Source organism: Thioclava sp. UBA3469 (assembly GCF_002378135.1).
GTDB lineage: Bacteria > Pseudomonadota > Alphaproteobacteria > Rhodobacterales > Rhodobacteraceae > Thioclava > Thioclava sediminum.
On sequence record NZ_DFRG01000105.1, the window covers coordinates 18,454 to 39,379 of the forward strand.

At 65.0% G+C, this 20,926-nt stretch carries 20 protein-coding genes; 5 read left to right on the top strand and 15 right to left on the bottom strand.

Annotation, left to right across the window (positions count from 1 at the left end; all coding sequences use genetic code 11):
• Positions 1 to 19: 19 nt before the first annotated feature.
• From B3D39_RS08850 to B3D39_RS08885, 8 genes are all read right to left on the bottom strand, one after another.
• Positions 20 to 886, bottom strand: coding sequence for a polyprenyl synthetase family protein (locus B3D39_RS08850; protein ID WP_274962298.1), 867 nt, complete (start codon positions 884 to 886; stop codon positions 20 to 22).
• The gene (locus tag B3D39_RS08855; RefSeq protein ID WP_078522293.1) at positions 887 to 1,123 is read right to left on the bottom strand and encodes an exodeoxyribonuclease VII small subunit; all 237 of its coding nucleotides are present in this window, start codon (positions 1,121 to 1,123) and stop codon (positions 887 to 889) included.
• 125 nt (positions 1,124 to 1,248) lie between these two features.
• On the bottom strand, positions 1,249 to 1,644 hold the full coding sequence (locus tag B3D39_RS08860) for a c-type cytochrome (RefSeq protein WP_274962299.1): 396 nt from the start codon (positions 1,642 to 1,644) through the stop codon (positions 1,249 to 1,251).
• Positions 1,645 to 1,993: 349 nt separating this feature from the next.
• A complete protein-coding gene (locus B3D39_RS08865; protein WP_274962300.1) occupies positions 1,994 to 2,626 on the bottom strand; it encodes a queuosine precursor transporter in 633 nt (210 codons plus the stop codon).
• 87 nt (positions 2,627 to 2,713) lie between these two features.
• The gene (locus tag B3D39_RS08870) at positions 2,714 to 3,643 is read right to left on the bottom strand and encodes an esterase-like activity of phytase family protein (protein ID WP_274962301.1); all 930 of its coding nucleotides are present in this window, start codon (positions 3,641 to 3,643) and stop codon (positions 2,714 to 2,716) included.
• Entirely contained in the window at positions 3,616 to 4,512 is an 897-nt protein-coding gene (gene mepA, locus B3D39_RS08875) for a penicillin-insensitive murein endopeptidase (RefSeq protein WP_078541653.1), read from the bottom strand. The genes B3D39_RS08870 and mepA overlap by 28 nt, the downstream gene beginning before the upstream one ends.
• Positions 4,509 to 5,864 carry an MFS transporter gene (locus B3D39_RS08880; RefSeq protein WP_274962302.1) on the bottom strand — a complete coding sequence of 452 codons (1,356 nt, stop codon included), beginning with the start codon at positions 5,862 to 5,864 and terminating at the stop codon, positions 4,509 to 4,511. Before B3D39_RS08880 ends, mepA begins: the two co-directional genes overlap by 4 nt.
• A gap of 103 nt (positions 5,865 to 5,967) precedes the next feature.
• Positions 5,968 to 6,501, bottom strand: coding sequence for an acyl-CoA thioesterase (locus B3D39_RS08885; protein ID WP_078541655.1), 534 nt, complete (start codon positions 6,499 to 6,501; stop codon positions 5,968 to 5,970).
• 127 nt (positions 6,502 to 6,628) lie between these two features.
• Between B3D39_RS08885 and B3D39_RS08890 the strand changes: the two genes are divergently transcribed.
• Positions 6,629 to 6,928 carry a YggT family protein gene (locus B3D39_RS08890; RefSeq protein ID WP_075775346.1) on the top strand — a complete coding sequence of 100 codons (300 nt, stop codon included), beginning with the start codon at positions 6,629 to 6,631 and terminating at the stop codon, positions 6,926 to 6,928.
• The gene (gene recQ, locus B3D39_RS08895; RefSeq protein WP_274962303.1) at positions 6,928 to 8,991 is read left to right on the top strand and encodes a DNA helicase RecQ; all 2,064 of its coding nucleotides are present in this window, start codon (positions 6,928 to 6,930) and stop codon (positions 8,989 to 8,991) included. The genes B3D39_RS08890 and recQ overlap by 1 nt, the downstream gene beginning before the upstream one ends.
• Here recQ and B3D39_RS08900 read toward each other — a convergent pair.
• Positions 8,988 to 11,201, bottom strand: a complete 2,214-nt coding sequence (locus tag B3D39_RS08900) for a response regulator (protein WP_274962304.1) — start codon at positions 11,199 to 11,201, stop codon at positions 8,988 to 8,990. The two genes, recQ and B3D39_RS08900, sit on opposite strands and share 4 nt — an antisense overlap.
• Positions 11,202 to 11,344: 143 nt before the next feature.
• Positions 11,345 to 12,520: an acetyl-CoA C-acyltransferase family protein gene (locus B3D39_RS08905; protein WP_274962305.1), complete on the bottom strand. Its 1,176-nt coding sequence runs from the start codon at positions 12,518 to 12,520 to the stop codon at positions 11,345 to 11,347.
• A 163-nt stretch (positions 12,521 to 12,683) separates the two neighbouring features.
• On the opposite strand from B3D39_RS08905, the gene B3D39_RS08910 reads away from it, so the two are divergent.
• A complete protein-coding gene (locus B3D39_RS08910) occupies positions 12,684 to 13,556 on the top strand; it encodes an MBL fold metallo-hydrolase (protein ID WP_078550876.1) in 873 nt (290 codons plus the stop codon).
• A 3-nt stretch (positions 13,557 to 13,559) separates the two neighbouring features.
• Here B3D39_RS08910 and B3D39_RS08915 read toward each other — a convergent pair whose 3' ends face one another.
• From B3D39_RS08915 to B3D39_RS08925, 3 genes are all read right to left on the bottom strand, one after another.
• Positions 13,560 to 14,294: a metallophosphoesterase family protein gene (locus tag B3D39_RS08915; protein ID WP_274962306.1), complete on the bottom strand. Its 735-nt coding sequence runs from the start codon at positions 14,292 to 14,294 to the stop codon at positions 13,560 to 13,562.
• Between the two features lie 68 nt (positions 14,295 to 14,362).
• Positions 14,363 to 15,958, bottom strand: a complete 1,596-nt coding sequence (gene serA, locus B3D39_RS08920; protein ID WP_078522305.1) for a phosphoglycerate dehydrogenase — start codon at positions 15,956 to 15,958, stop codon at positions 14,363 to 14,365.
• Positions 15,959 to 16,028: 70 nt separating this feature from the next.
• Positions 16,029 to 17,174 (bottom strand): phosphoserine transaminase, encoded by a 1,146-nt coding sequence (locus tag B3D39_RS08925; protein ID WP_274962308.1) that lies wholly within the window; start codon positions 17,172 to 17,174, stop codon positions 16,029 to 16,031.
• Positions 17,175 to 17,333: 159 nt separating this feature from the next.
• Between B3D39_RS08925 and serB the strand changes: the two genes are divergently transcribed.
• Positions 17,334 to 18,206: a phosphoserine phosphatase SerB gene (serB, locus tag B3D39_RS08930; RefSeq protein WP_274962309.1), complete on the top strand. Its 873-nt coding sequence runs from the start codon at positions 17,334 to 17,336 to the stop codon at positions 18,204 to 18,206.
• Here the strand turns inward: serB and nagA are convergent.
• Together nagA and B3D39_RS08940 are read right to left on the bottom strand one after the other, a co-directional pair.
• A complete protein-coding gene (nagA, locus tag B3D39_RS08935; protein WP_274962310.1) occupies positions 18,182 to 19,324 on the bottom strand; it encodes an N-acetylglucosamine-6-phosphate deacetylase in 1,143 nt (380 codons plus the stop codon). The two genes, serB and nagA, sit on opposite strands and share 25 nt — an antisense overlap.
• Entirely contained in the window at positions 19,312 to 20,133 is an 822-nt protein-coding gene (locus B3D39_RS08940; RefSeq protein WP_274962311.1) for a BadF/BadG/BcrA/BcrD ATPase family protein, read from the bottom strand. The genes nagA and B3D39_RS08940 overlap by 13 nt, the downstream gene beginning before the upstream one ends.
• 134 nt (positions 20,134 to 20,267) lie before the next feature.
• Here B3D39_RS08940 and B3D39_RS08945 point away from each other — a divergent pair.
• The coding region (locus B3D39_RS08945) for a TVP38/TMEM64 family protein (protein ID WP_286789610.1) at positions 20,268 to 20,926 on the top strand (659 nt) is incomplete at its 3' end.

Consider the following 20,926-nt stretch of genomic DNA (forward strand, 5'->3'; position numbering starts at 1 on the left):
TGGCTGCCCCCTAGGCGCGCTACATCTCGCGGGAGATAACGAAACGCGCAGCGGCCCGCAAGTTTTCCGCTTCCTCGCCGTAAGGCGAAAGCGCGTCTATGGCTTGCTCGATCAGCTCGCCCTCCCGGAGCCGCGCGCCGGCGAGGCCGAGCAGCGAGACGAAGGTGGCTTTTCCGGCCTCGGCATCCTTGCCGACCCGTTTCCCGGCGGCCTTTTCGCAACCCGTCACATCTAGGATGTCATCGTGAATTTGAAAGGCCAGACCGACCGCATCGGCGAAATCGCTCAGGGGGCCCTCGTCCTCGCCCGCGAGGATCGCGCCGGTGCGCGAGGCGAAGGAGATCAGCGCCCCGGTCTTGCCCGCCTGCAGCGCGGTGATCTGGCTGAGCGAGAGCGGATCGGTGGCGCTTTCGGCGGCGATGTCGAGCGCCTGACCGTGGCCCATCCCGGCCGCGCCGGAGGCTTTCGCAAGCGCGAGGCTCAGCGCGATACGCCGCTCTGCCGGGCCGAGGACGGGATCGGCGCAAAGCTCGAACGCAAGCGTCTGCAACACGTCGCCGGTCAGCACGGCGGTCGCTTCGTCCCATTTCACGTGCACTGTCGGCTGGCCGCGGCGCAGATCGTCGTCATCCATGCAGGGCAGGTCGTCATGCACGAGGCTATAGGCGTGCAGCGCCTCGACCGCGGCGGCGGCGGGCATCACCTGCGCCTCCGGGATGCCGAAGATCGCGGCGCTTTCGATTGCGAGGAAGGCGCGCAGGCGTTTGCCGCCCTGCAGCGCGTAATGCATCGGGGCGCGCAGCGGCCCCTCGGGCTGGCGCGCCACGGCGGCATCGAGCGCGACCTGAACGGTCGTCTGCACCTCTTTCAAACGGGAGGTGAACATTTACAGACCTTCGGCGGGGGTCGTGCCTTTCGGAGCGCCGTCGGCATTGAGCGTGATTTTCTCAACGCGCGCCTCGGCCTCTTTCAGAAGCTTGGCGCAATGCTCTTTCAGCTTGGCGCCGCGCTCATAGAGTTTGATCGACTCGTCCAGGGGCACGTCGCCATGTTCCAGTTTGCCCACGACTTCCTCGAGAGCCTTCATCGCCTCTTCGAAGCTCAACGCGTCAATATCGCTCATCAATCTGCATTCCCGGTGATATGTCGTCCAATAAGGCTCTGACGCCCGGGTTCCTGCAAACCATATCCGGCTCGCGGAGTCGAGATCACCCCGCGAGACCGGTGCTATCGTGAACGTCTTATCGCCTATTTCTGAAGCGACTCGAGATATGTCGCGAGTGAAAGGACGCGCCCGCGTGTGGCCAGAACGTCGGTGTAATACGGCGCACCGTGCCCGCCCTGTTCCATGAACACCTCGCCGAAGACCGGCATCGGCCCGCCATGCGCCCGCACGCCCGTGCGTCCGTCGATGATGTGGATCGCCTTGAGCATCGGGAACTCGCCGTCATTGGCGGCGGCAAGGCCGGTCAGATCGGCGGGTTTCACGTTCAGATATTCGGCCATCGGCCCGGTGCCCGTGCCATCGTCGCCATGACAACTGGCGCAATATTGGCCGTAGAGAGCTTTGCCGACATCGCCGTCCTGAGCGATGGCCGGGGTCGCGGCGAGACAGGCCGCGGCGATGAGGTAAGTGAAGCGCATAGTGTCCTCCCACACAAGTTGACGCATAGGAAGGTTGGGCGCGAAATGAGGCCGAGTCGATGATCGACGTCAATGACGAAGGGCGCTCCTTTTTGCTAAGGAACGCCCCACGAAAAGGGCCATCTCTGTTCGAGATGGCCCTCCGAGATCTACGGAGATGGTCCGGTTAGGGTCCGAAGGATCCAGCCGTCCCAGTCAGGGTTCTTTGCCCCAGGGTTTGCCCTCAGGCCACGGCCCCCCTCACTGTCCCGACACCTCTCTCCACTATCACTCTAGACACTGGACCACCTCCTTTCATGCGTTGCCGTTATCCACAGCGTGCCACAGATTTTGTGTGTGGCAAGAAAAATTACGCAAGTCTTGGAGAAAGTTTCGTAACAAGTGCCTTGAAAGGCAGCAGCGCGATCAAAGTCAGGGCAAGTTTGACAAGCCAGTCTGCGGTGGCCAGCGACACCCAGAGCGGCACCGTCGGTCCGACGCCAAACAGGGGCAGGGTTTCATTGGCCCAGGACACGTCATTCGACGGCTCGAGGAAGATCAGCGCGCTCGAGAAGGCGATCGAGAAGAAGATCAGCGTGTCGAGCGACGCGCCGATCAGGGTCGAGATCGCAGGCGCGCGCCACCAGACACCATTGCGCAGCTTGTCGAAGACGAAGATGTCGGTCATCTGCGCCACGAGGAAGGCCGCGCCGGAGCCGAGCGCGATGCGCAGCGTGACGGCGGGATAGGTGTAGCCGTCGCCCTGCAGCATGATCTGGCTGCCGATGAGCGAGCAGATCACGCCCACGACGAAACCGGCGGCCACGACGCGGCGCGCGGCGCCCGGGCCGTAGACGCGGTTCATCACGTCATTGACGAGGAAGGCGAAGGGGTAGGTGAAGGCGCCCCAGGTCAGCCAGTCGCCGACGAGGAATTGCACCAGGATGTTCGAGGCCACGACGATAATGGCCATGGCAATGATGCCAGGAATATAGCGGGTCATGATGTTCAACCGTTTTTACATGGTAGCGGAGACATGGCCCGGAACCCTCCGGGCAAGGGCGCGCGATACGCGCTCGAACGCGTTGCGTCAATCCTTTTTGGCGGTGCGGCGCGTCTCAGGCAGGACGTATTCCACGATCTCGGTGCGCTGCAGGAACCGGAAATTGTCGTCGGAAATCATCGTCAGGCGGATCGCGCCGCTGTCGTCGCGCCAGACCGAAAGGCCCTCGAGATTGTCGTGACGCCCGGCGCCGGTTTCCAGAAGAACCTCGCCGCCCGAGATCGAGTCGCCGTTGATGTCGAAGACCTGAACGCGCGTCCGAAAGCCCAGTAGCCCCCAGAAGTCGCGCTCCAGCAGGTAGAAGCGGCCATCGGGGCCGAAATCCGCACCGACGGGTAGCCAGTTCTCGGAGCGCGGGATGGCGAAGGGCTGATCCCATTTGCCGTCGCGATAGCGCCAGACCGGGTAGGGCCTGTCTTTCGCGCCCGAGCGTTCGGGCATCGTGTAGAGCGTGCCCTGATCGTCGATCGCCAGCGCCTCGAGCGAGGAGTTGTTCTGCATCTTCGCAAAGGCATCCGGGCGTGGCAGCAATTCGGCCGGGCCGCCATCGGTCGGGAAATGCGACACCCGCGCCAGACCCTCGAAGGAGATATAGACCGAGCCGTCCGGCGCCAGCGCCAAGCCTTCGCTGTCTCCCAGATGACGGGTCAGCGCCGCGCCCTTGGAGCTGTGCAGCCAGTTCGGTCCTTGGGTGACCCTCACGTCCTTGATCTGGCCAGCGGCGTCGCGATCGAGATGCCCGCGCCAGATGGTCGTGCGGTCCGACTGGGTGACGAAATCGCCTCCGTCCGGTCCCAGCTCAAGCCCGGAAAACCCGCCGAAGACGAACACGCCCGGCATGGTCCAGTGAAAGCTTTGCAGGAATTGCGCGCGAGGATGCGGCCCGGCGGGCGCGAGCCCTCCGAGAATGGCCAGCCCCGCACCTGCAATCAGCGCGAGGTAAGAACGGCGCGGCATTGGTTGGGCAGGTCCGACATGACGTAGGTTTTGGCGTTTTTCTTCGGCGGCCCTTTCGGCTTGGGCTTGGCCGCAGTCTTCGGCGGGTTGAGATAATCGGTCACCCACCAGTTCAGCGTGTCGTCACAGCCATCGCCTCCCTTCGAGAGCTGCGCCACGGTCGGTTTCTGCGTCTCGCAATAGCGCGCACCGGGCGGGCATTTCAGGCGGACGTGGAAATGCGTGTTGTGGCCATACATCGGACGGATCTTCTGCAGCCATGCGCGATCGTTGCGCGGCACCGTGTTGCACATCGCGATCTTCACGGCGGCGGCCACGAAGATACGGTCGACTCGCGGATCGGCAGCGGCGTGGCGCATCAGTGCGAGGTGCTGCGGCGTCCAGTTGGAATTGGTGTGGCGCTGATCGGCGGTGCGCACCGAGATCGAGGAGATTTTCTCCCGCTGGGCTCGGCTGAGATTCAGGTTCGTCGCGGGCAGCATCCAGATATCGGCATCCAGTCCGATCTGGTGGCTCGCATGGCCGCCGGTCATCGGGCCGCCGCGCGGCTGGGAAATGTCACCGATATAGAGCCCGTTCCAGCCCGGCAGCGAGGCCGCGTAGCGCGACAGGTCCTGCAGGTAGGTCAGCATCGCGGGCTGGCCCCAGTTGCGATTGCGCGACAGGCGCATCGCTTGCCAAGTCGGTCCGCTCTCGGGCATGCGCTGAAGGCCTGCGGCGCAGCCACGCGAGTAAAACCCGATGGCCGAAGGCGCCTGCGCCGACGCGCTCGCCTTGGAGCCGAAAAGTTGGCGGGCGAGCGGTTCGGCGAATGTGGGCGCAGAAATAAGGCTGAAAGAAAGAGCGGCGACGAGAAATTTCGCGATCATGATGTGGGGGGTCCTTCGGGCGCAGGGTCTCCGTGACTTCTCACGAATCCTAGCAGGACCAGGCCCAAAAGCAAAAGAACGATGATCGGTGTGATGCCCGTCGACTGATTTCCGCTTATCTGCGTCGTGATCCCGATGGCGAGCGGCGCGATGAAGGCCGTGGCCTTGCCCGAAAGTGCGTAGAGGCCGAAATGCTCGGTGATCTTTTCCGGGTCGGCCTGACGCACCATCATCGTCCGCGAGGCCGATTGCAGCGCGCCGCCGCAGGCCCCGATCATCCCGCCCAGCACCATGAAGGCGATGTCGGGGAGTTTGCTGTCGGGGGTGACGGCCATGCCGAAGACGCTTTCGCGCGAGATCATCACGATGCCGATCACGACCAGCGTCAGGATCACAAGCGAGGTGATGATGACCGTGCGCGGCCCCCAGCGGTCATCGGCCTTGCCGCCGAGCCATGCGAAGGTCGCCCCGGTGATCGTGCCGAGGATGCCGAACAGGCCGATCAGCGTGATCGACCAGTTCAACACGCCCGCCGCATAGAGCCCGCCGAAGGTGTAGATGCCGTTGAGCGCGTCGCGGTAGAACATCGAGCTGAGCAGGAACGAGGTCAGCGAACGGCGATGCGGCAGTGCCTTCAGCGTGGCGCGCAGTTCCGGCCACGCGCCGCGCAGTGCCGTGCCGATGGGCAGCGCGTCGGGTTTGCGCGGCTCGCGGACCCAGAAGAAGAAGGGGATCATGAAGACCGCATACCAGATCGCGGTGAGCGGCCCGACCGCGCGGGTATCCTCTCGCGTGGCGACGTCGAGACCGAAAAGCGGATCGATCCCCAGCATCGTCTTGCCGGTCGTCGGGCTCGCCTGCAGCAGCAGGAGCATGATGAACAGCGTGATCATCCCGCCGATATAGCCGAACGCCCAGCCCGAGCCGGAGATGCGCCCGATCTCTTCGCGCGGGCCCAGATCAGGCAGGATCGCATTGGTGAAGGTGGTCGCGAATTCCATGCCGATCATGCCGATGGCGAAGCTGATCATGATCGCCATCAGCTTGAAATCGCCCGGCACCGCATACCACAGCCCCCAGGCGCCCAGCACATACATCACCGAGAAGACCCAGATGAACGGCATCCGCCGTCCCGAGCGGTCCGCGACCGCACCGAGGAAGGGCGAGCCGAGCGCGATCAGGATCCCGGCGATGCCGACGCCATAGCCCCAGACGGTCTGCGCCGCCGTGCCCGAGCCCATGAGGTCTTTTACGAAGGGCGCGAAGATGAAGGTGACCAGCAGCGTGTTATAGGGTTGGCTCGCCCAGTCGAAGAACCACCAGCCCCAGATGCGTTTCTTCGCCGTGATCATGTCGCCCTCTCCCCGCCGCGCCAGCAATTGCGGCGATCAAGCCCGAAAAGGGACGATCTGGCAAGGGTTTCGACGGGTTAGGCAGGCCGCGCTGGCGGCAGTGTTACATCTGCGGCGGCCAGGGGCGCTTGTGGTCGGCCTCGGCCCAGGCGGTCACGAATTCGGGAAGCGGCGGCGAGGTCGCATCCTGCCCCATCTCGGCGAGAACCTGCGCGGGCGGGATCATACCTTTCTTGGAGGTCACCGCCCCGCGGATCAGCACATGCGAAGTGCACTCGCCGTCCTTCGTGAACATCGCATGCTCGAGCCAGATCCAGCGATCGTCCCAGCCGAGGCAGCGCGAGCGCATCTCGAATTTCTGGAAGGCCTGCACGCGGCGGCGATACCGCGTGGTGTTCCCGGCGACCACGATGCCCCATTTGTTGCGCTTGAGCGCGTCCCAGAGCCCGGTGCGGATCGCGAGCGGAATCCGCCCCAGATCGAAAAGCGTCAGCGTGCGCCCGTTGTTGAGCTCCATCCACAGGTCGATGTCCCACGGCCAGCAGATATGCTGGCTGACATGGGTGCCCGTGATCGGCAACGCCGGGGCGTTGCGGAACTTCACGATCTCTTTGGCCATGCGGATAACGGGATACATGCGCCAAGAGGTGCTGCGCCGCAGCGGGGCGGTCAAGAGAGACGTTACGGAAAATGCGCGCCAGCCTGCGGTTGCAATGGGGCTGCGCCTCGCTTACCTGTCTTTGCGATCCAAAGCGGAGGTTTCGATGGTCACGCTCTTTCAGGCCCTGGTGCTGATCCTGAACGTCATCTGGTTCGTCATGATCGCCCATATCATCATGAGCTGGCTGATCAATTTTCAGGTGCTGAACCTGCGCCAACCCTTGGTGGCGCAAATCTGGTTCGGCCTGAATAACCTGCTGGAGCCGATCTACGGGCGCATCCGGCGCTTCCTGCCCGATACGGGCGGGCTCGATCTGGCGCCGCTGGTGGCCTTCATCATCCTGATCATCATCCGTCAGGCGCTGTTCAACAACGCGGCCTTCTTCTACGGCAACAGCTTCTGATGCCAGCGGCTGCGGCAGCCGAGGCACCCGCAGAGCTACTGGCGCGGGTCTGGGGGTTCGACGCCTTCCGGCCCGGTCAGGAAGAGATCGTGCGCGCGGTGATCGACGGCCGGAACGTGCTGGCGATCATGCCGACGGGCGGCGGGAAATCCCTGTGTTATCAGTTGCCTGCGCTGGCGCGCGAGGGCGTTACGGTGGTGATTTCGCCGCTGATCGCGCTGATGCGCGATCAGGTCCGCGCGTTGAAGCAGGCCGGCGTCGAGGCGGGTGCGCTGACCTCGGGCAATACCGAGGAGGAGACCGAAGAGGTCTTCACCGCGATCGACGAGGGGCGGCTGAAGCTTCTCTATATGGCGCCCGAACGTCTGGCCTCGGGCGGGGCTCAGCATCTGCTGAAGCGCGCAGGCGTCAGCCTGATCGCGGTGGACGAGGCGCATTGCGTTAGCCAGTGGGGCCATGATTTCCGCCCCGATTACCTGCGCATCGGCGAGCTGCGCCGCAGCCTCGGCGTGCCGCTCGCGGCCTTCACCGCGACCGCCGACGAAGAAACCCGGACCGAGATCGTCACGCGCCTGTTCGACGGGCTGCCCCCCGAGAGCTTCCTGCGTGGCTTCGACCGTCCGAATATTCACCTCGCGTTTTCGCCCAAGGATCAGCCGCGCCAACAGATTTTGCGCTTCGCCTCGGCGCGCAAAGGTCAGTCCGGGATCGTCTATTGCGGCACGCGGGCTAAAACCGAGAGTTTGGCCAAGGCGCTGAGTGAGGCCGGGCATCTGGCCTGTCACTATCACGGCGGGATGGAGGCCGATGACCGCCGCGCCGTGGAGACCCGTTTTCAGCAGGAAGACGGGCTGATCGTGGTCGCGACGGTGGCCTTCGGGATGGGCGTCGACAAGCCCGATATCCGCTGGGTCGCCCATGCCGATCTGCCCAAAAGCATTGAGGCCTATTATCAGGAGATCGGTCGTGCGGGTCGCGATGGCGCCGCCGCCGAGACGCTGACGCTTTACGGGCCCGACGACATCAAGCTGCGCCGGTCCCAGATCGACGAGGGGCTCGCCCCGCCCGAGCGCAAGGAGGCCGATCACGGGCGTCTGAACGCGCTTCTGGGTCTGGCCGAGGCGACCGAATGCCGCCGGGTGAAACTGCTGCGTTATTTCGGTGAAGAGGCCGCGCCCTGCGGGCATTGCGATCTGTGCGATACGCCGCCCGAGCTGTTCGACGGCACCGAGGCCGTGCGCAAGGCGCTGTCCGCCGCGCTTCGTTCCGAGGAACGGTTCGGCGCGGGGCATCTGATCGAGATCCTGCTGGGCTCGCAGACCGACAAGATCAAGCAATGGGGCCATGACAAGCTGCCGACCTACGGGGTCGGGCGCGATCTGAGCCGTCCGCAATGGCAGGCGGTGTTCCGGCAGATGATGGGGCACGACCTGATCCGGCCCGACGCATCGCGGCACGGCGCGCTGGTGATGACCCAGACCGCCCATCCGATCCTACGCGGCGAGCAGTCGATCACGCTGCGCCGCGATCTGGTGGCGAAGGCGAAGACCAAGCATGTTGTGCGGACGCTTGTCAGCGACGACGACGCGCCGCTCCTGTCGGCGCTGAAGGCGAAGCGGCGCGCGCTGGCCGAGGCGCAGGGCGTGCCCGCCTATGTCGTCTTCACCGACCGCACCCTGATCGAGATGGCCGAGAAACGCCCCGGAACGCTCGACGAGATGGCGGGGATCAGCGGTGTCGGTGCCAAGAAGCTGGAAAGCTACGGCACGGAGTTTCTGGAGGTGATCGCGGGCGCGGTGGAAGAGATGCACCCGCTGCGCCGCAAGCTGGCAGGTTCGACCGAGGGGGAGATATACGATCGTCTGGCCGATGCGCAGCGAAATCTCGAACGCGGCGCGGATGGCTATGATCGCCCGCTCTCCTGTTCGGCCTCGACGATCCGCAAGATCGCCGAGACGAAGCCGCGCTCGCGCGACGACCTCGCCCGGATTTCCAACCTGCCCGAGGCGAAGCTCGACCGTTTTGCCGAGGCGTTTCTAGCGGTGTTGGCCGACTACCGCTAGGCGGGTTGGCCGATCGCGGGCGGGCGCGCATCTGCGGGGCGGTCCGACAGGATGCGTACGGTAATCTCACGCTTTTTCAGGGGCTTGGTCAGGTAGTGGTCGATCCCGGCGGCGAGGATGCCTTCGCTGTCGCCCTCCATCGCGTGGGCGGTGAGCGCGCAGATCGGCACATGCGCGGAGCCTTCCGCGGCCCGGATTTTGCGCGCCGCCTCGCGCCCGTCCATGCCGGGCATCGAGATATCCATGAAGATCAGATCGGGCTGGAAGCTGCGCCACAGCGCGACCGCCTCATGGCCGTTATTGGCGAAGCGCAGATCGATATCGAGATCCTTCACCATCTTGGAAAAGACCAGCTGATTGGTGCGGTTATCCTCGGCGGCGAGGACGCGCATCGCGCGCCGCTCGGTCGGGGCTGGCGGCGGATTGGGGGGCGGCGGTTCGGGCGTGGCATCGGCCGCCCGCGACAGGTCCTGCAATGCGCGGAACAGTTCTGAGCGCAGCACCGGTTTTTGCAGGCAGCCAGTGATACCCTCGGCCATCGCGGCTTTCGCAGCCTCCGGGTCGGAACTGAGCAGCAGGATCGGCACGTCACCGCCATCCGCCCGAAGCCTCTGCGCCAGCGCGACCCCGTCGAGCGCGGGCATTTGGTGATCGGTCAGGATCACGTCGAAGGCGCTGCCATCCTCGATCACCTGCAACGCCTCCTCGCCCGAGCGGCAGAGCGTGACCTCCAGCCCGTAGGTCTGCAATTGCCGTTCCAAAATGACGCGATTGACCAGAAGGTCGTCGACCACCAGCGCCGCGCGCAGCGTGATCGGCGGGGAGGGGGCGCCGATCGGTTCGACCGGTTCGGCGCGGGGCAGCACGATCTTCACGCCGAAACACGAGCCTTCGCCAAGTACGCTGTCCACCCAGACCTCGCCGCCCATCAGCTCCACCAGTTGGCGGGTGATCGCGAGGCCGAGGCCTGTGCCTTCGAATTTGCGATTACTCTCGGCCTCGACCTGATTGAACTCGCCGAAGACGTGATCGAGCAGCTCGGGCGCGATGCCGATGCCGGTATCTTCGACCGTGATATGCAGCTCGTAGTGACCGGCCTCGCGTTCGACCCCCACGACGCGGGCGAGGACGTGACCGGCATCGGTGAATTTCACCGCATTGCCCAGAAGGTTGGTCAGAATCTGCCGCATTCGGCCGGGATCGGCCTCGAAGCGGGTGGGCAGGAACAGGTCGTAATCCACCAGCAGCTTCACCTCGCGGTCCTTGGCGGAGGGCTGCAACAGCACCATCACCTCGTGCAGGCAGCGTTCGAGATCGAAGGGTTCGGGGTAAAGCCGCATCCGCTCCGCCTCGATCTTCGAGTAATCCAGCACGTCGTTGATGATGGTCAGAAGCGCCTCGCCCGAAGACCGGATGGTCTCGGCGAACAGGCGCTGTTCTTCGGTCAGATCGGTCTCGGCCAGCAGGTCCGCCATGCCGACGACGCCGTTCATCGGGGTGCGGATCTCGTGGCTCATATTGGCGAGGAAGGCGGATTTCGCGCGGTTCGCCGCCTCCGCCCGGTCGCGGGCTTCGCGCAGTTCGACCTCGCGCGCGACGGCGCCGGTGATGTCCTGCGCGAAGGTGACCAGATCGCCCTGCGCGCCCCACGTGTCGTTGAGCCGGAACCAGCGGCCATCCTGCGTGCGCAGCTCCATCGGGGGGATTTCGGTGCGGCGGATGCGTTCGCACATCTCGAAATGCCAATCGAGCGGGTCGCGCCCCTGCAGGTCGAAGAAGCCGCTTTCTGCCGCGATGCGCGTCACCTCGTCATAGGAGACGCCGGGACCGATCGCGATTTCCCCTTCGAAGAAGGCCAGAAACAGTTCGTTGGCGGCGACGAGGCGCAGGTCGCTGTCGAAGACCGCGAAGCCGTCCGAGATCGAATTGACCGCATGCCAGAGCCGCGCCTGCGCGATCTGGGCGAGCGAATTGGCCCGCTCGAGATCGTTGCGCACGCGGCTGTTCTCGCCCAGCAGGGTTTCGCGTTCGCTGAGCGCACGGGCGAGGCCCTCGCGCTGCTCCACCACCTGATCAGAGAGCATTCGCGCGTGCTGAGCGAGCTTCTGGTTGGCGGCGAACAGCTCCTGGCGCTTCTGCTCCAACAGCTTTTCCGCCGCGAGCCGTCCGCGGCGTTCCTGTGCCAGTTTCTCTGCGATCGCCTTGTGCATGGACGCGGCAAAGCCCCCCGTATGGTCCGGGAGGCAGAGTTGCAGTGCTGCGTGAAAGGCGGGTTAACCGCGATGAGGGGCGGGCGGGAAAATCCCTAAATTGCTATGGATTGCCCGCTCGCTTGACCCTCAAAGACCGGGTCTCAGAGACGCTCGATCGACAGCGCGATGCCTTGGCCGCCACCGATGCACATGGTGACGAGGCCGTGCTTGCCGCCGGTGCGCTCCAGCGCGTGCAGCGCCTTCACGATCAGGATCGCGCCGGTCGCGCCGACCGGGTGACCGAGCGCGATCGCTCCGCCATCGGGGTTCACCTTCGACGCATCCAGCCCCAGCTCGCGCGAGACGGCCAGCGCCTGCGAGGCGAAGGCTTCGTTGCTCTCGATCCAGTCGAAATCGGAGGCCTGCATGCCGGTCTTTTCCAGCAGCGCGCGCACGGCGGGGATCGGCCCGAGGCCCATCACCTCGGGGCGCACGCCCGCGATGGCGTAGCCGGTGATCTTGGCGCGCGGGGTCAGGCCCGCCTCTTTCGCGGCCTCTTCGCGGGCCAGAACCAGTGCCGCCGCACCGTCATTGATGCCCGAGGCGTTGCCCGCCGTGACCGAGCCGTCCTTCTGGAAGACCGGCTTGAGCGAGCCGAGCTTCTCGAGGCTCGTCTGTTTCGGGTGCTCGTCGGTGTCGAAGACGGTCGTACCCTTGCGCGTCGTGATCTCGACGGGGACGATCTCTTCCTTGAAGTGACCCTCCGAGATCGCTTTCGCCGCGCGCTCCTGGCTTTCCATCGCGAAGGCGTCCTGCTCTTCGCGCGAGATCGAACACTCGGCGGCCACGTTCTCGGCGGTCACGCCCATATGGCCGGTGCCGAAGGGGCACGACAGCGCGCCGGTCATCATGTCGAGCATCTTCGCGTCGCCCATCTTCTGACCGAAGCGGGCGGCGGGCAGGATATAGGGCGATTTGCTCATCACCTCGGCGCCGCCTGCCAGCGCGAAATCGGCATCGCCCATCATCAGCATCTGCGCCGCCGAGATGACCGCCTGCACGCCGGAGCCGCAAAGGCGGTTCACGTTCATCGCGGGCGTACCGACCGGGACGCCTGCGTTCACCGCCGCCACGCGGCTGAGATACATGTCGCGCGGTTCGGTGTTGATGATATGGCCGAAGACCACCTGACCGATCTTGTCCGCCGAGACGCCCGCCCGCGAGATCGCCTCTTTCGAGACATGGGTGGCGAGGTCGATCGGCGCGAAGCCGGACAGCGTGCCGCCGAACGTGCCGATGGGCGTGCGGGTGCCGGAGAGAATGACGATACCGGTCATGGGTAGCCTCCAATGTTTGGGTCGGCGCGAGGGTAGCGAATGGGCTGACCCCGCGCCAGCAGGGCCACGCGGTTATGACGAGACGTCATTTGGCCGGGCGGTGGGTTGAAACTCTCGGCCAAGGGGACACATTCTAGAAAACGAATATGACTAGGAGGCCGACATGACTGCCAACCCGATCGTCAAAGGGTTCTGGGATAAACCCACCGGAAGCTGGCAATACGTCTTTCACGACCCCGATACGATGAAGGGGGCCGTGGTCGATCCGGTCTGGGATTACGACCATCAGGCGGGCGCCACGACGCTGGGCAACGCCGAGAAAATCCTCGATTACGTGAAGGCCGAGGGGATCGACGTGGAGTGGGTGCTCGATACGCATCCCCATGCCGACCACTTTTCTTCCGCCGTCTGGCTGGCCGAGAAACTGGGCGCGAAGCGCGGCATCGGCGAGCGCGTGCGCAAGGTGCAAAGCCTCTGGGCCGAGATCTACAACACGCCCGAGCTGCCGCAGGACGGGCGGCAATGGGATCACCTGTTCGCCGAGGGCGAGACGTTCAGGATCGGCAATCTCGATGTGAAGGTGATGTTGTCGACCGGGCATACGCTGGCCTCGATCACCTATGTCGTGGGCGATGCGGCCTTCGTGCATGATACGCTGATGCAGCCCGAAAGCGGCACGAGCCGGGCGGATTTCCCGGGCGGCTCTGCGGCCGAGCTGTGGGACTCGATCCGGGCGATCCTCGATCTGCCCGCCGAGACGCGGCTGTTCATCGGGCACGACTATCCCGGCGAGGGCAAGGAGCCGCAGACCGGCGCGACCGTGGCTGATCACCGCAAGCGCAACAAGCACGTCAAGGACGGCATCACCCGCGAGGAGTACATCAAGACGCGTGAAGAGCGTGATGCGACCCTGCCGCTGCCGAAACTGATGCTGGCTGCGTTGCAGGTGAATATCCGCGGCGGGCGCAAGCCCGAGGCCGAGGGGGACGGGCGGTCTTACCTGAAAATCCCGCTCGACTATTTCGAGCCGCGGTAACGCTCAGCCGCGCGGCAGTTCGGCCCGGCCCTCGGGCGTCAGAAGCCACGCGTCGCGGCCTTCGATGACTGCGGTCGAGAGCGGGTGACCATAGCCCGCGCCGGAATCGAGATTGAGGCGGTTACCGTAATGGGTGGCCGCCTTGATATTTGTATGGCCATGCACGATCAGCGCCCCGTGGTCGCGCGGGTCGGTCAGGAAGGGTTTGCGGATCCACAGCAGGTCATCCTCCACCTGATCCTCCATCGCCACGCCGGGCCGGATGCCCGCATGAACGAAGATTGCCTCGCCGCGAGGGAAATAGGCGGGCTGTCCAGCGAGCCAGTCGCGATGAGACTGCGGGATCGCGGATAGCTCCTTTGCGACCTCGTCGAGCGGGCGGGAGAAAGCGTTCGCGATGCCGTAGCTCTCCAGCGTCGCCTCGCCGCCCACGCGTGGATTGAGATAGGAGACCTCCGCGCTCAGGATCGGGTCTTCGGTATAGGGATCGTCGAGGAAGCCGAGGAACATCCGGTCGTGATTGCCGCGCAGCACGATCCAGTTCTCGCCGGCCTGCTGGCCCTTCATCAGGTAATCGATCACCCCGGCAGAGTCCGGCCCACGATCGACCAGATCACCGACATGCACGATCGGGGCCTCGGTCTCGCCGCAGGCCGCGCGATCCGTTGCGATCAGCTCATGCGCGCGCTTGAGCTTGTCGAGATGTCCGTGAATGTCGCCGATCGCATAGGTGCGCATGCCTGTCCCTTCCAATGAAAAGGCCCCCCGCGCGCGGCGGAGGGCCCGGATTCAACCGTTCAGCTAAGTCAGCCGAGGACGAATTCCAGCGGTTTGACCTGCTTGAAGCCGCCCGAGGTTTTCAGCGCGTCGACCACGTCCTGGCCGACAGCCTCGTCGACATAGGCAATCGCGATCGCTTCGCCGCCCTGCTTGGAGCGACCGAGGGTGAAGTTCGCGAGGTTCACGCCCTTCTCGCCGAGGATCGTGCCGAGTTTGCCGATGATGCCGGGCACGTCGTCATTGGTGGTGTAGAGCATGTGCTCGCCCACTTCGGCGTCGATGTTGATGCCCTTGATCTGGATGAAGCGCGGCTTGCCATCCGAGAACACGGTGCCCGCGATCGAGCGTTCCTTGCTTTCCGAGACGACGGTGACCTTGATGTAGCCTTCGAAGATACCGGTCTGGTCCTGCGAGGTGGTCGAGATCTGGATGCCGCGCTCTTTCGCGATGACCGGGGCGGAGACCATGTTCACGTCCGGCTGGCTGGCTTTCAGGATGCCCGAAACCACGGCGGCGTCGAGCGCCTTGAGGTTCATCTCGGACGCCACACCGTCGAAGGTGATGTTGATCGCCTTGATCGCATCCTCGGTCATCTGACCGATGAAGCCACCGAGGTGCTGCGCGAGTTTCACCCACGGGCCCATGACTTTCGCCTCTTCGGCGGTCATCGAGGGCATGTTGAGCGCGTTCTCGACGGCGCCGTCCAGCAAGTAGTTCGACATCTGCTCTGCCACTTGCAGGGCGACGTTTTCCTGCGCTTCGGTGGTCGAGGCGCCGAGGTGCGGCGTGCAGACCACGTTCGGCAGGCCGAAGAGGACGTTATCCGTCGCCGGTTCCTCGGCGAAGACGTCGAAGGCCGCGCCCGCGACATGGCCCGACTTGATGAGATCGGCCAGCGCCTGCTCGTCCACCAGACCGCCACGCGCACAGTTGATGATGCGCACACCGGGCTTGGTTTTCTGCAGGTTTTCCTTCGAGAGGATGTTGCGGGTCGAATCCGTCAGCGGCACGTGCAGCGTGATGAAATCGGCGCGGCGCAGCAGCTCGTCCAGCTCGACCTTCTCGACGCCCATGTTGGCCGCCTTCTCTTCGCTCAGGAAGGGGTCGTAGGCCACGACCTTCATCTTCAGGCCGCGCGCGCGGTCGCAGACGATGCCGCCGATATTGCCCGCACCGATCACGCCGAGCGTCTTGGCGGTCAGCTCGACCCCCATGAATTTCGACTTCTCCCATTTGCCAGCCTGCGTCGAGGCATCGGCTTCGGGGATCTGGCGCGCAACGGCGAACATCATCGCGATGGCGTGCTCGGCGGTGGTGATCATGTTGCCGAAGGGCGTGTTCATCACGATCACGCCTTTCTTGCTCGAGGCTTCCTTGTCGACATTGTCGGTGCCGATACCGGCGCGGCCGACGACTTTCAGGTTGGTCGCGCTTTCGAGCAGTTTCGCCGTGACCTTGGTGGCCGAGCGGATGGCGAGACCGTCATACTTGCCGATCACCTCGGCGAGCTTTTCCTTGTCCTTGCCGAGCGAGGGTTCGAAATCGACCTCGATGCCACGGTCACGGAAGATCTGGACGGCGGTTTCCGAGAGTTTATCGGAGACGAGAACCTTGGGGGCCATTTTCTGGGCTCCTTGAATTTTCAGAATATCGGGAAAGGACGGGCCCGGAGGCCCGCCAATCTGTCACGGATCACGCTTGCGCGGCGATCTCGGCCTCGAAAGCGTATTCGACCCAAGGCATCAGCGCCTCGACATCCGCCGTCTCGACGGTGGAGCCGCACCAGATGCGCAGACCGGCCGGGGCGTCGCGATACGCGCCGAGATCGAGGCCCACGCCTTCGGCTTCGAGCCGCTTCGCGACGGATTTGGCGAAGGCCGCGCCGTCCTTGATGCGATCGTCGGTGAACTTCACGCAGACGGAGGTGGTCGACGCGGTCGCCGGATCATTGGCGAGGTTCGCGATCCACGGCTTCGAGGCGCAGAAATCCCAGACGACTTTCGCGTTGGCATCGGCACGCGCGATCAGGCCTTTCAGCCCGCCCACCGATTTCGCCCAAGTAAGCGAAACGAGGTAATCTTCGACGCAGAGCATCGAGGGAGTGTTGATCGTCTCACCCTTGAAGATGCCCTCATTCAGCTTGCCGCCCTTGGTCATGCGGAAGATCTTCGGCAGCGGCCAGGCGGGGGAGTAGTTCTCCAGCCGCTCGACGGCGCGGGGCGACAGGATCAGCACGCCGTGACCGCCTTCGCCGCCCAGCACTTTCTGCCAGGAGAAGGTGGTGACATCGAGCTTGTCCCAGGGCAGGTCCATCGCGAAAGCGGCCGAGGTGGCGTCGCAAATGGTCAGGCCTTCACGGTCCGCCGGGATCGCATCACCATTGGGGACGCGCACGCCCGAGGTGGTGCCGTTCCACGTGAAAACCACGTCGGTGTTGAAGTCGATGGTGGAGAAATCGACGATATCGCCATAGTCGGCGGTCTTAGTCTCGGCCTCGATCTTGAGCTGCTTGACCACGTCGGTCACCCAGCCCGCGCCAAAGCTTTCCCAAGCGACCATCGTCGCCTTGCGCTCGCCCAACAGCGACCACATCGCCATTTCGACGGCGCCGGTGTCGGAGGCGGGCACGATGCCGATGCGGTAATCGGCGGGCACGCCCAGAATTTCGCGGGTGGTGTCGATCGCCTCTTTCAGCTTCGCCTTGCCGATAGCGGCACGGTGCGAACGGCCCAGCGGCGCGTCATTGAGCATGTCGAGGGAGAAACCGGGGATCTTCGTGCAGGGGCCCGAAGAAAAACGCGGGTTTGCCGGCCGCGTAGCCGGAGCTTGAATAGCCATTGCTGGTATCCTTCCAGATATATGCCCTTCGTTGGGGAAGGGTGTCCCGCCGCCGCAGATACGCTCGCGCCCGCTCTGGTGCAAGGAGAATTTTTGGTCTAATGCGCCGCATCAGGTCACGGATACGACATTTGAACCGACATTCCCCAAGGAGCGCGCATGTTTACCGCCACGCTGATCGCTGACCCGAAAGAGGCCAATCTGGATCAAGGCACGCTGGATGCGCTTTGCGGTGCATGGGGTGGTGGCGCGGCCCGTTGGCTCAACCCGAATGTCGCGGCGGAGTTCATGGTGGACCGCGTGCCGTCGAATCGTTGGCAGGCCTGGGAGGGTCTGCAGGGGCTGGGCGTCGATCTGGTCGTGCAGCCCACCGAGGGGCGGCGCAAGCAGATGCTGCTGGCCGATATGGACTCGACGATGATCCAGCAGGAATGCATCGACGAGCTGGCCGATGTCGCGGGTGTGGGCGAGCGGGTGAAAGAGATCACCGCGCGGGCGATGAATGGCGAGCTGGATTTCGAGGGCGCGCTGACCGAGCGGGTCGGGCTGCTGAAAGGTCTGCCCGAGAGCGTGATTTCCGAGGTGATCGAAAAGCGCATCAGCTTCATGCCGGGCGGGCACGATCTGGTCGCGACGATGAAGGCCAACGGCGCCTATTGCGCGCTGGTCTCGGGCGGGTTCACCGCGTTCACCGGCTATGTGGCGGAGACGCTTGGGTTCGACGAGAACCGCGCGAACCTGCTGCTGGTCGAGGATGGCAAACTGACGGGCGTGCCCTCACAGCCGATCCTCGGGCGCGAGGCGAAGGTTCAGGCTTTACTGGAAATTTCGGAAAAATTGAAACTGGATCACGCGCAGGTCATGGCCGTGGGCGACGGGGCGAATGATCTGGGGATGCTGAAGCTCGCCGGTGCGGGCGTGGCGCTGCATGCCAAGCCCTCGGTCGCCGCGGAATGCGACATCCGGATCAACTTCGGCGATCTGAGCGCGCTTCTCTACATTCAGGGCTACGCGGTGGAGGATTTCGCCTGACCGCCCTGCCAGACCTCGGTCAGGCGCCAGTCATCATCGAAATGCACCAGATCCCCGGCGAAGCCCGGTGCGATCCGGCCCACCGGCGCGCCGATTGCCTCGGCCGGGATACGGCTTGCCATGGCAAGCGCCTGTTCCGGTGAGACGCCCACTGTCTCGATCATGAAGCGCACCGCTTGCGGCAGCGACAGATCGGCCCCGGCAAGCGTGCCATCCTCCAGCCGCAGCGCCCCGTCGCGGCGCAGGATGCGGCGACCGGCGAGATCGAATTCCATCAGATCGGACCCGGCGCAGGCCATCGCGTCGGAGACAAGGAAGACCTCGCCCTGCCGTTTCGCCGCCAGCGCCAGCCGGATCGTCTCGGGATGCACATGGATGCCATCCGCGATCAGACCGACGGAGACCGGCTGCGACAGCGCCGCGCCGACGAGGCCTGGTTCGCGACTGCCCAGCTGGCTCATCGCGTTGAAAAGATGCGTGACCATCCGTGCGCCCGCCGCGATGGCCTCCTGCGCCTCGGCAAAGCTGCACTCGGAATGGCCGAGGCTGACGACAATCCCGGCCTCGGACAGCCGCGCGATCTGCTCGGGCGTCGCATTGGCGGGCGAGAGCGTCATGATGAGCGCAGGCAGCCCGGTCTTCGCCTCCAGCAGCGTCTCGATGTCTTCCTCGTCCAGCGGGCGGATGCAGCCGGGCGGATGACATCCCGGGCGCTTCGGGTCGAGATGCGGGCCCTCCAGATGCAGCCCGCCGAATCCCGGAACGCGCGTCACGGCGGCGATGCCTGCCGCCAGCACGGTCTGGGTCGCGGCGCGGGTGTCGGTGATCAGCGTCGGCAGGATCGTGGTCGCGCCAAGATCGGCATGCGCGGCGCAGATGGTGGAGATCGTCTCGAACGTCGCATACCCGTCGAGCATCACGCCGCCCCCGCCATTCACCTGCAGATCGACGAGGCCCGGCGCGAGCGTGCCGCCCGGAAACTCGACAACCTCGCCCTCGGGCATCTCCGCGATCGGACACAGCGCCGAAATTCGACCCTGTTCCAGCACAATCGCATGGTTTTCATGGAAGGCGGTGCCGTCGAAAACGCGCGCGCCCGTCAGGATCAGCTTGTCCAAAACGCATCCTCCATAGCCAATGCCAAGGCGCCGCCCAGCGCGTTGCCTTTCGCAGCCCGTTGCGGCCAGTCGCCCAGCGCAAGCCCCTCTCCAAGCCCGCCGAGCCACGTCACCGGAAGCGGCTCCTCGGGTTGCAGCAGCGCAATCGCCGCGCGGATCTCGGCCTGCGCCGCATCGCGCACGGCGACGGCGGCGGGGTCGGTCGATTGCAGGATGCGCGGCGCGAAGCGCGCCCAATCGGCGGGGGTCGCGTCGAGGCTGAAGGCGATCAACCCGTTTCGCCCATCCATCTCTTCGAGCAGTTCGCGCAGGAGCGGCGTCACCGCACAGAACCCGTCGAGCGCACGTCCGGCCCGCATCCCGAGCGCCCGGCCGATCCACGCGCCCGAGCCTTCATCGCCCAGCCGCAAGCCCCAGCCGCCGATGGCATGCTGCTCCCCGTCCAGCTGCCGCGCGAAAAACGAGCCGGTGCCGATGGCCGCGACGATCCCGTCCTCGGGCCCCAGCGCACCGCGCACCGAGGTCGTCACGTCCTGCACGACGCGGGCCGGAAACGGCAGATCTGCAGCCAGCGCCTCTGCGGCCGACGCATGGTTCGCCCCCGCCAGCCCGAGCACCGCGCGAATCTCGCGCGCGTCGATAGTGCCCATCGCGGTTTCGATTGCGGTGAAGATGTGATGGCGCGCCTCGTCATAGTCCGAGGCGATATTCGCAGGGCCGGATTCGCCACGCCCGATGACGCGGCCAGAACCGTCGGCGAACACCGCCCGGCACCCGCTGCCTCCGCCATCGACTGCAATGAAATGCATCCCCGCCTCCGTTTTGTGCGTAACAGTGCCAAATAGCGGCTCCGAGAGAAAGCGCGTAACGAAATCCGCGCGCGAAACGACTTGGGGAAAGATCGCATCGCCTCTATCACTGGGGCGTGACCCACGGGAGGACCATGCGCAAACCTCTGATATTCCTTGGCCTGATCGCTTTGGCGGTGATCGCGGCCTTTCTGGTGGCCGATCCCGACCCCGAGCGGCTGCGCGCGCTGCGCGACAGCCTCGCCGCGTGGCGCGATGCGCATCCGCTGGCGCTGCCCATCGGGTTCTTCGTCACTTACGTCGTGGTGACGGCGCTGTCGCTGCCCTTCGCGGTCTGGTTGACGCTGCTGGGTGCGGCGCTTTTGGGGTTCTGGCAGGGGCTTGTGCTGATCTCGTTCGCGTCGTCCATCGGGGCGCTGCTGGCCTTTCTGGTCGCGCGCTACCTGATGCGCGACTGGGTGCGCGGACGGCTTGGCCCGCGGCTGGCGAAGATCGAGAAAGGGGCGGCGCGCGACGGCGAGTTCTACCTGTTCTCGCTGCGGCTGATTCCGGTCGTGCCGTTCTTCGTCATCAACCTCGCATTCGGGCTGACCCGGATGAAGGCGTGGAAATTCTATGCCGTCTCGCAGCTCGGCATGCTGCCCGGCACGGCCGTCTATGTCGCGGCGGGCGCGCAACTGGGCGATCTGAACAGCCTGCCGGGGATCGTCTCGCCGGGGCTGCTGGGTGCCTTCGCGGCGCTGGCGGTGTTTCCCTGGGTCGCGCGCGCGGCGCTGCGGGTATGGGCACGCAA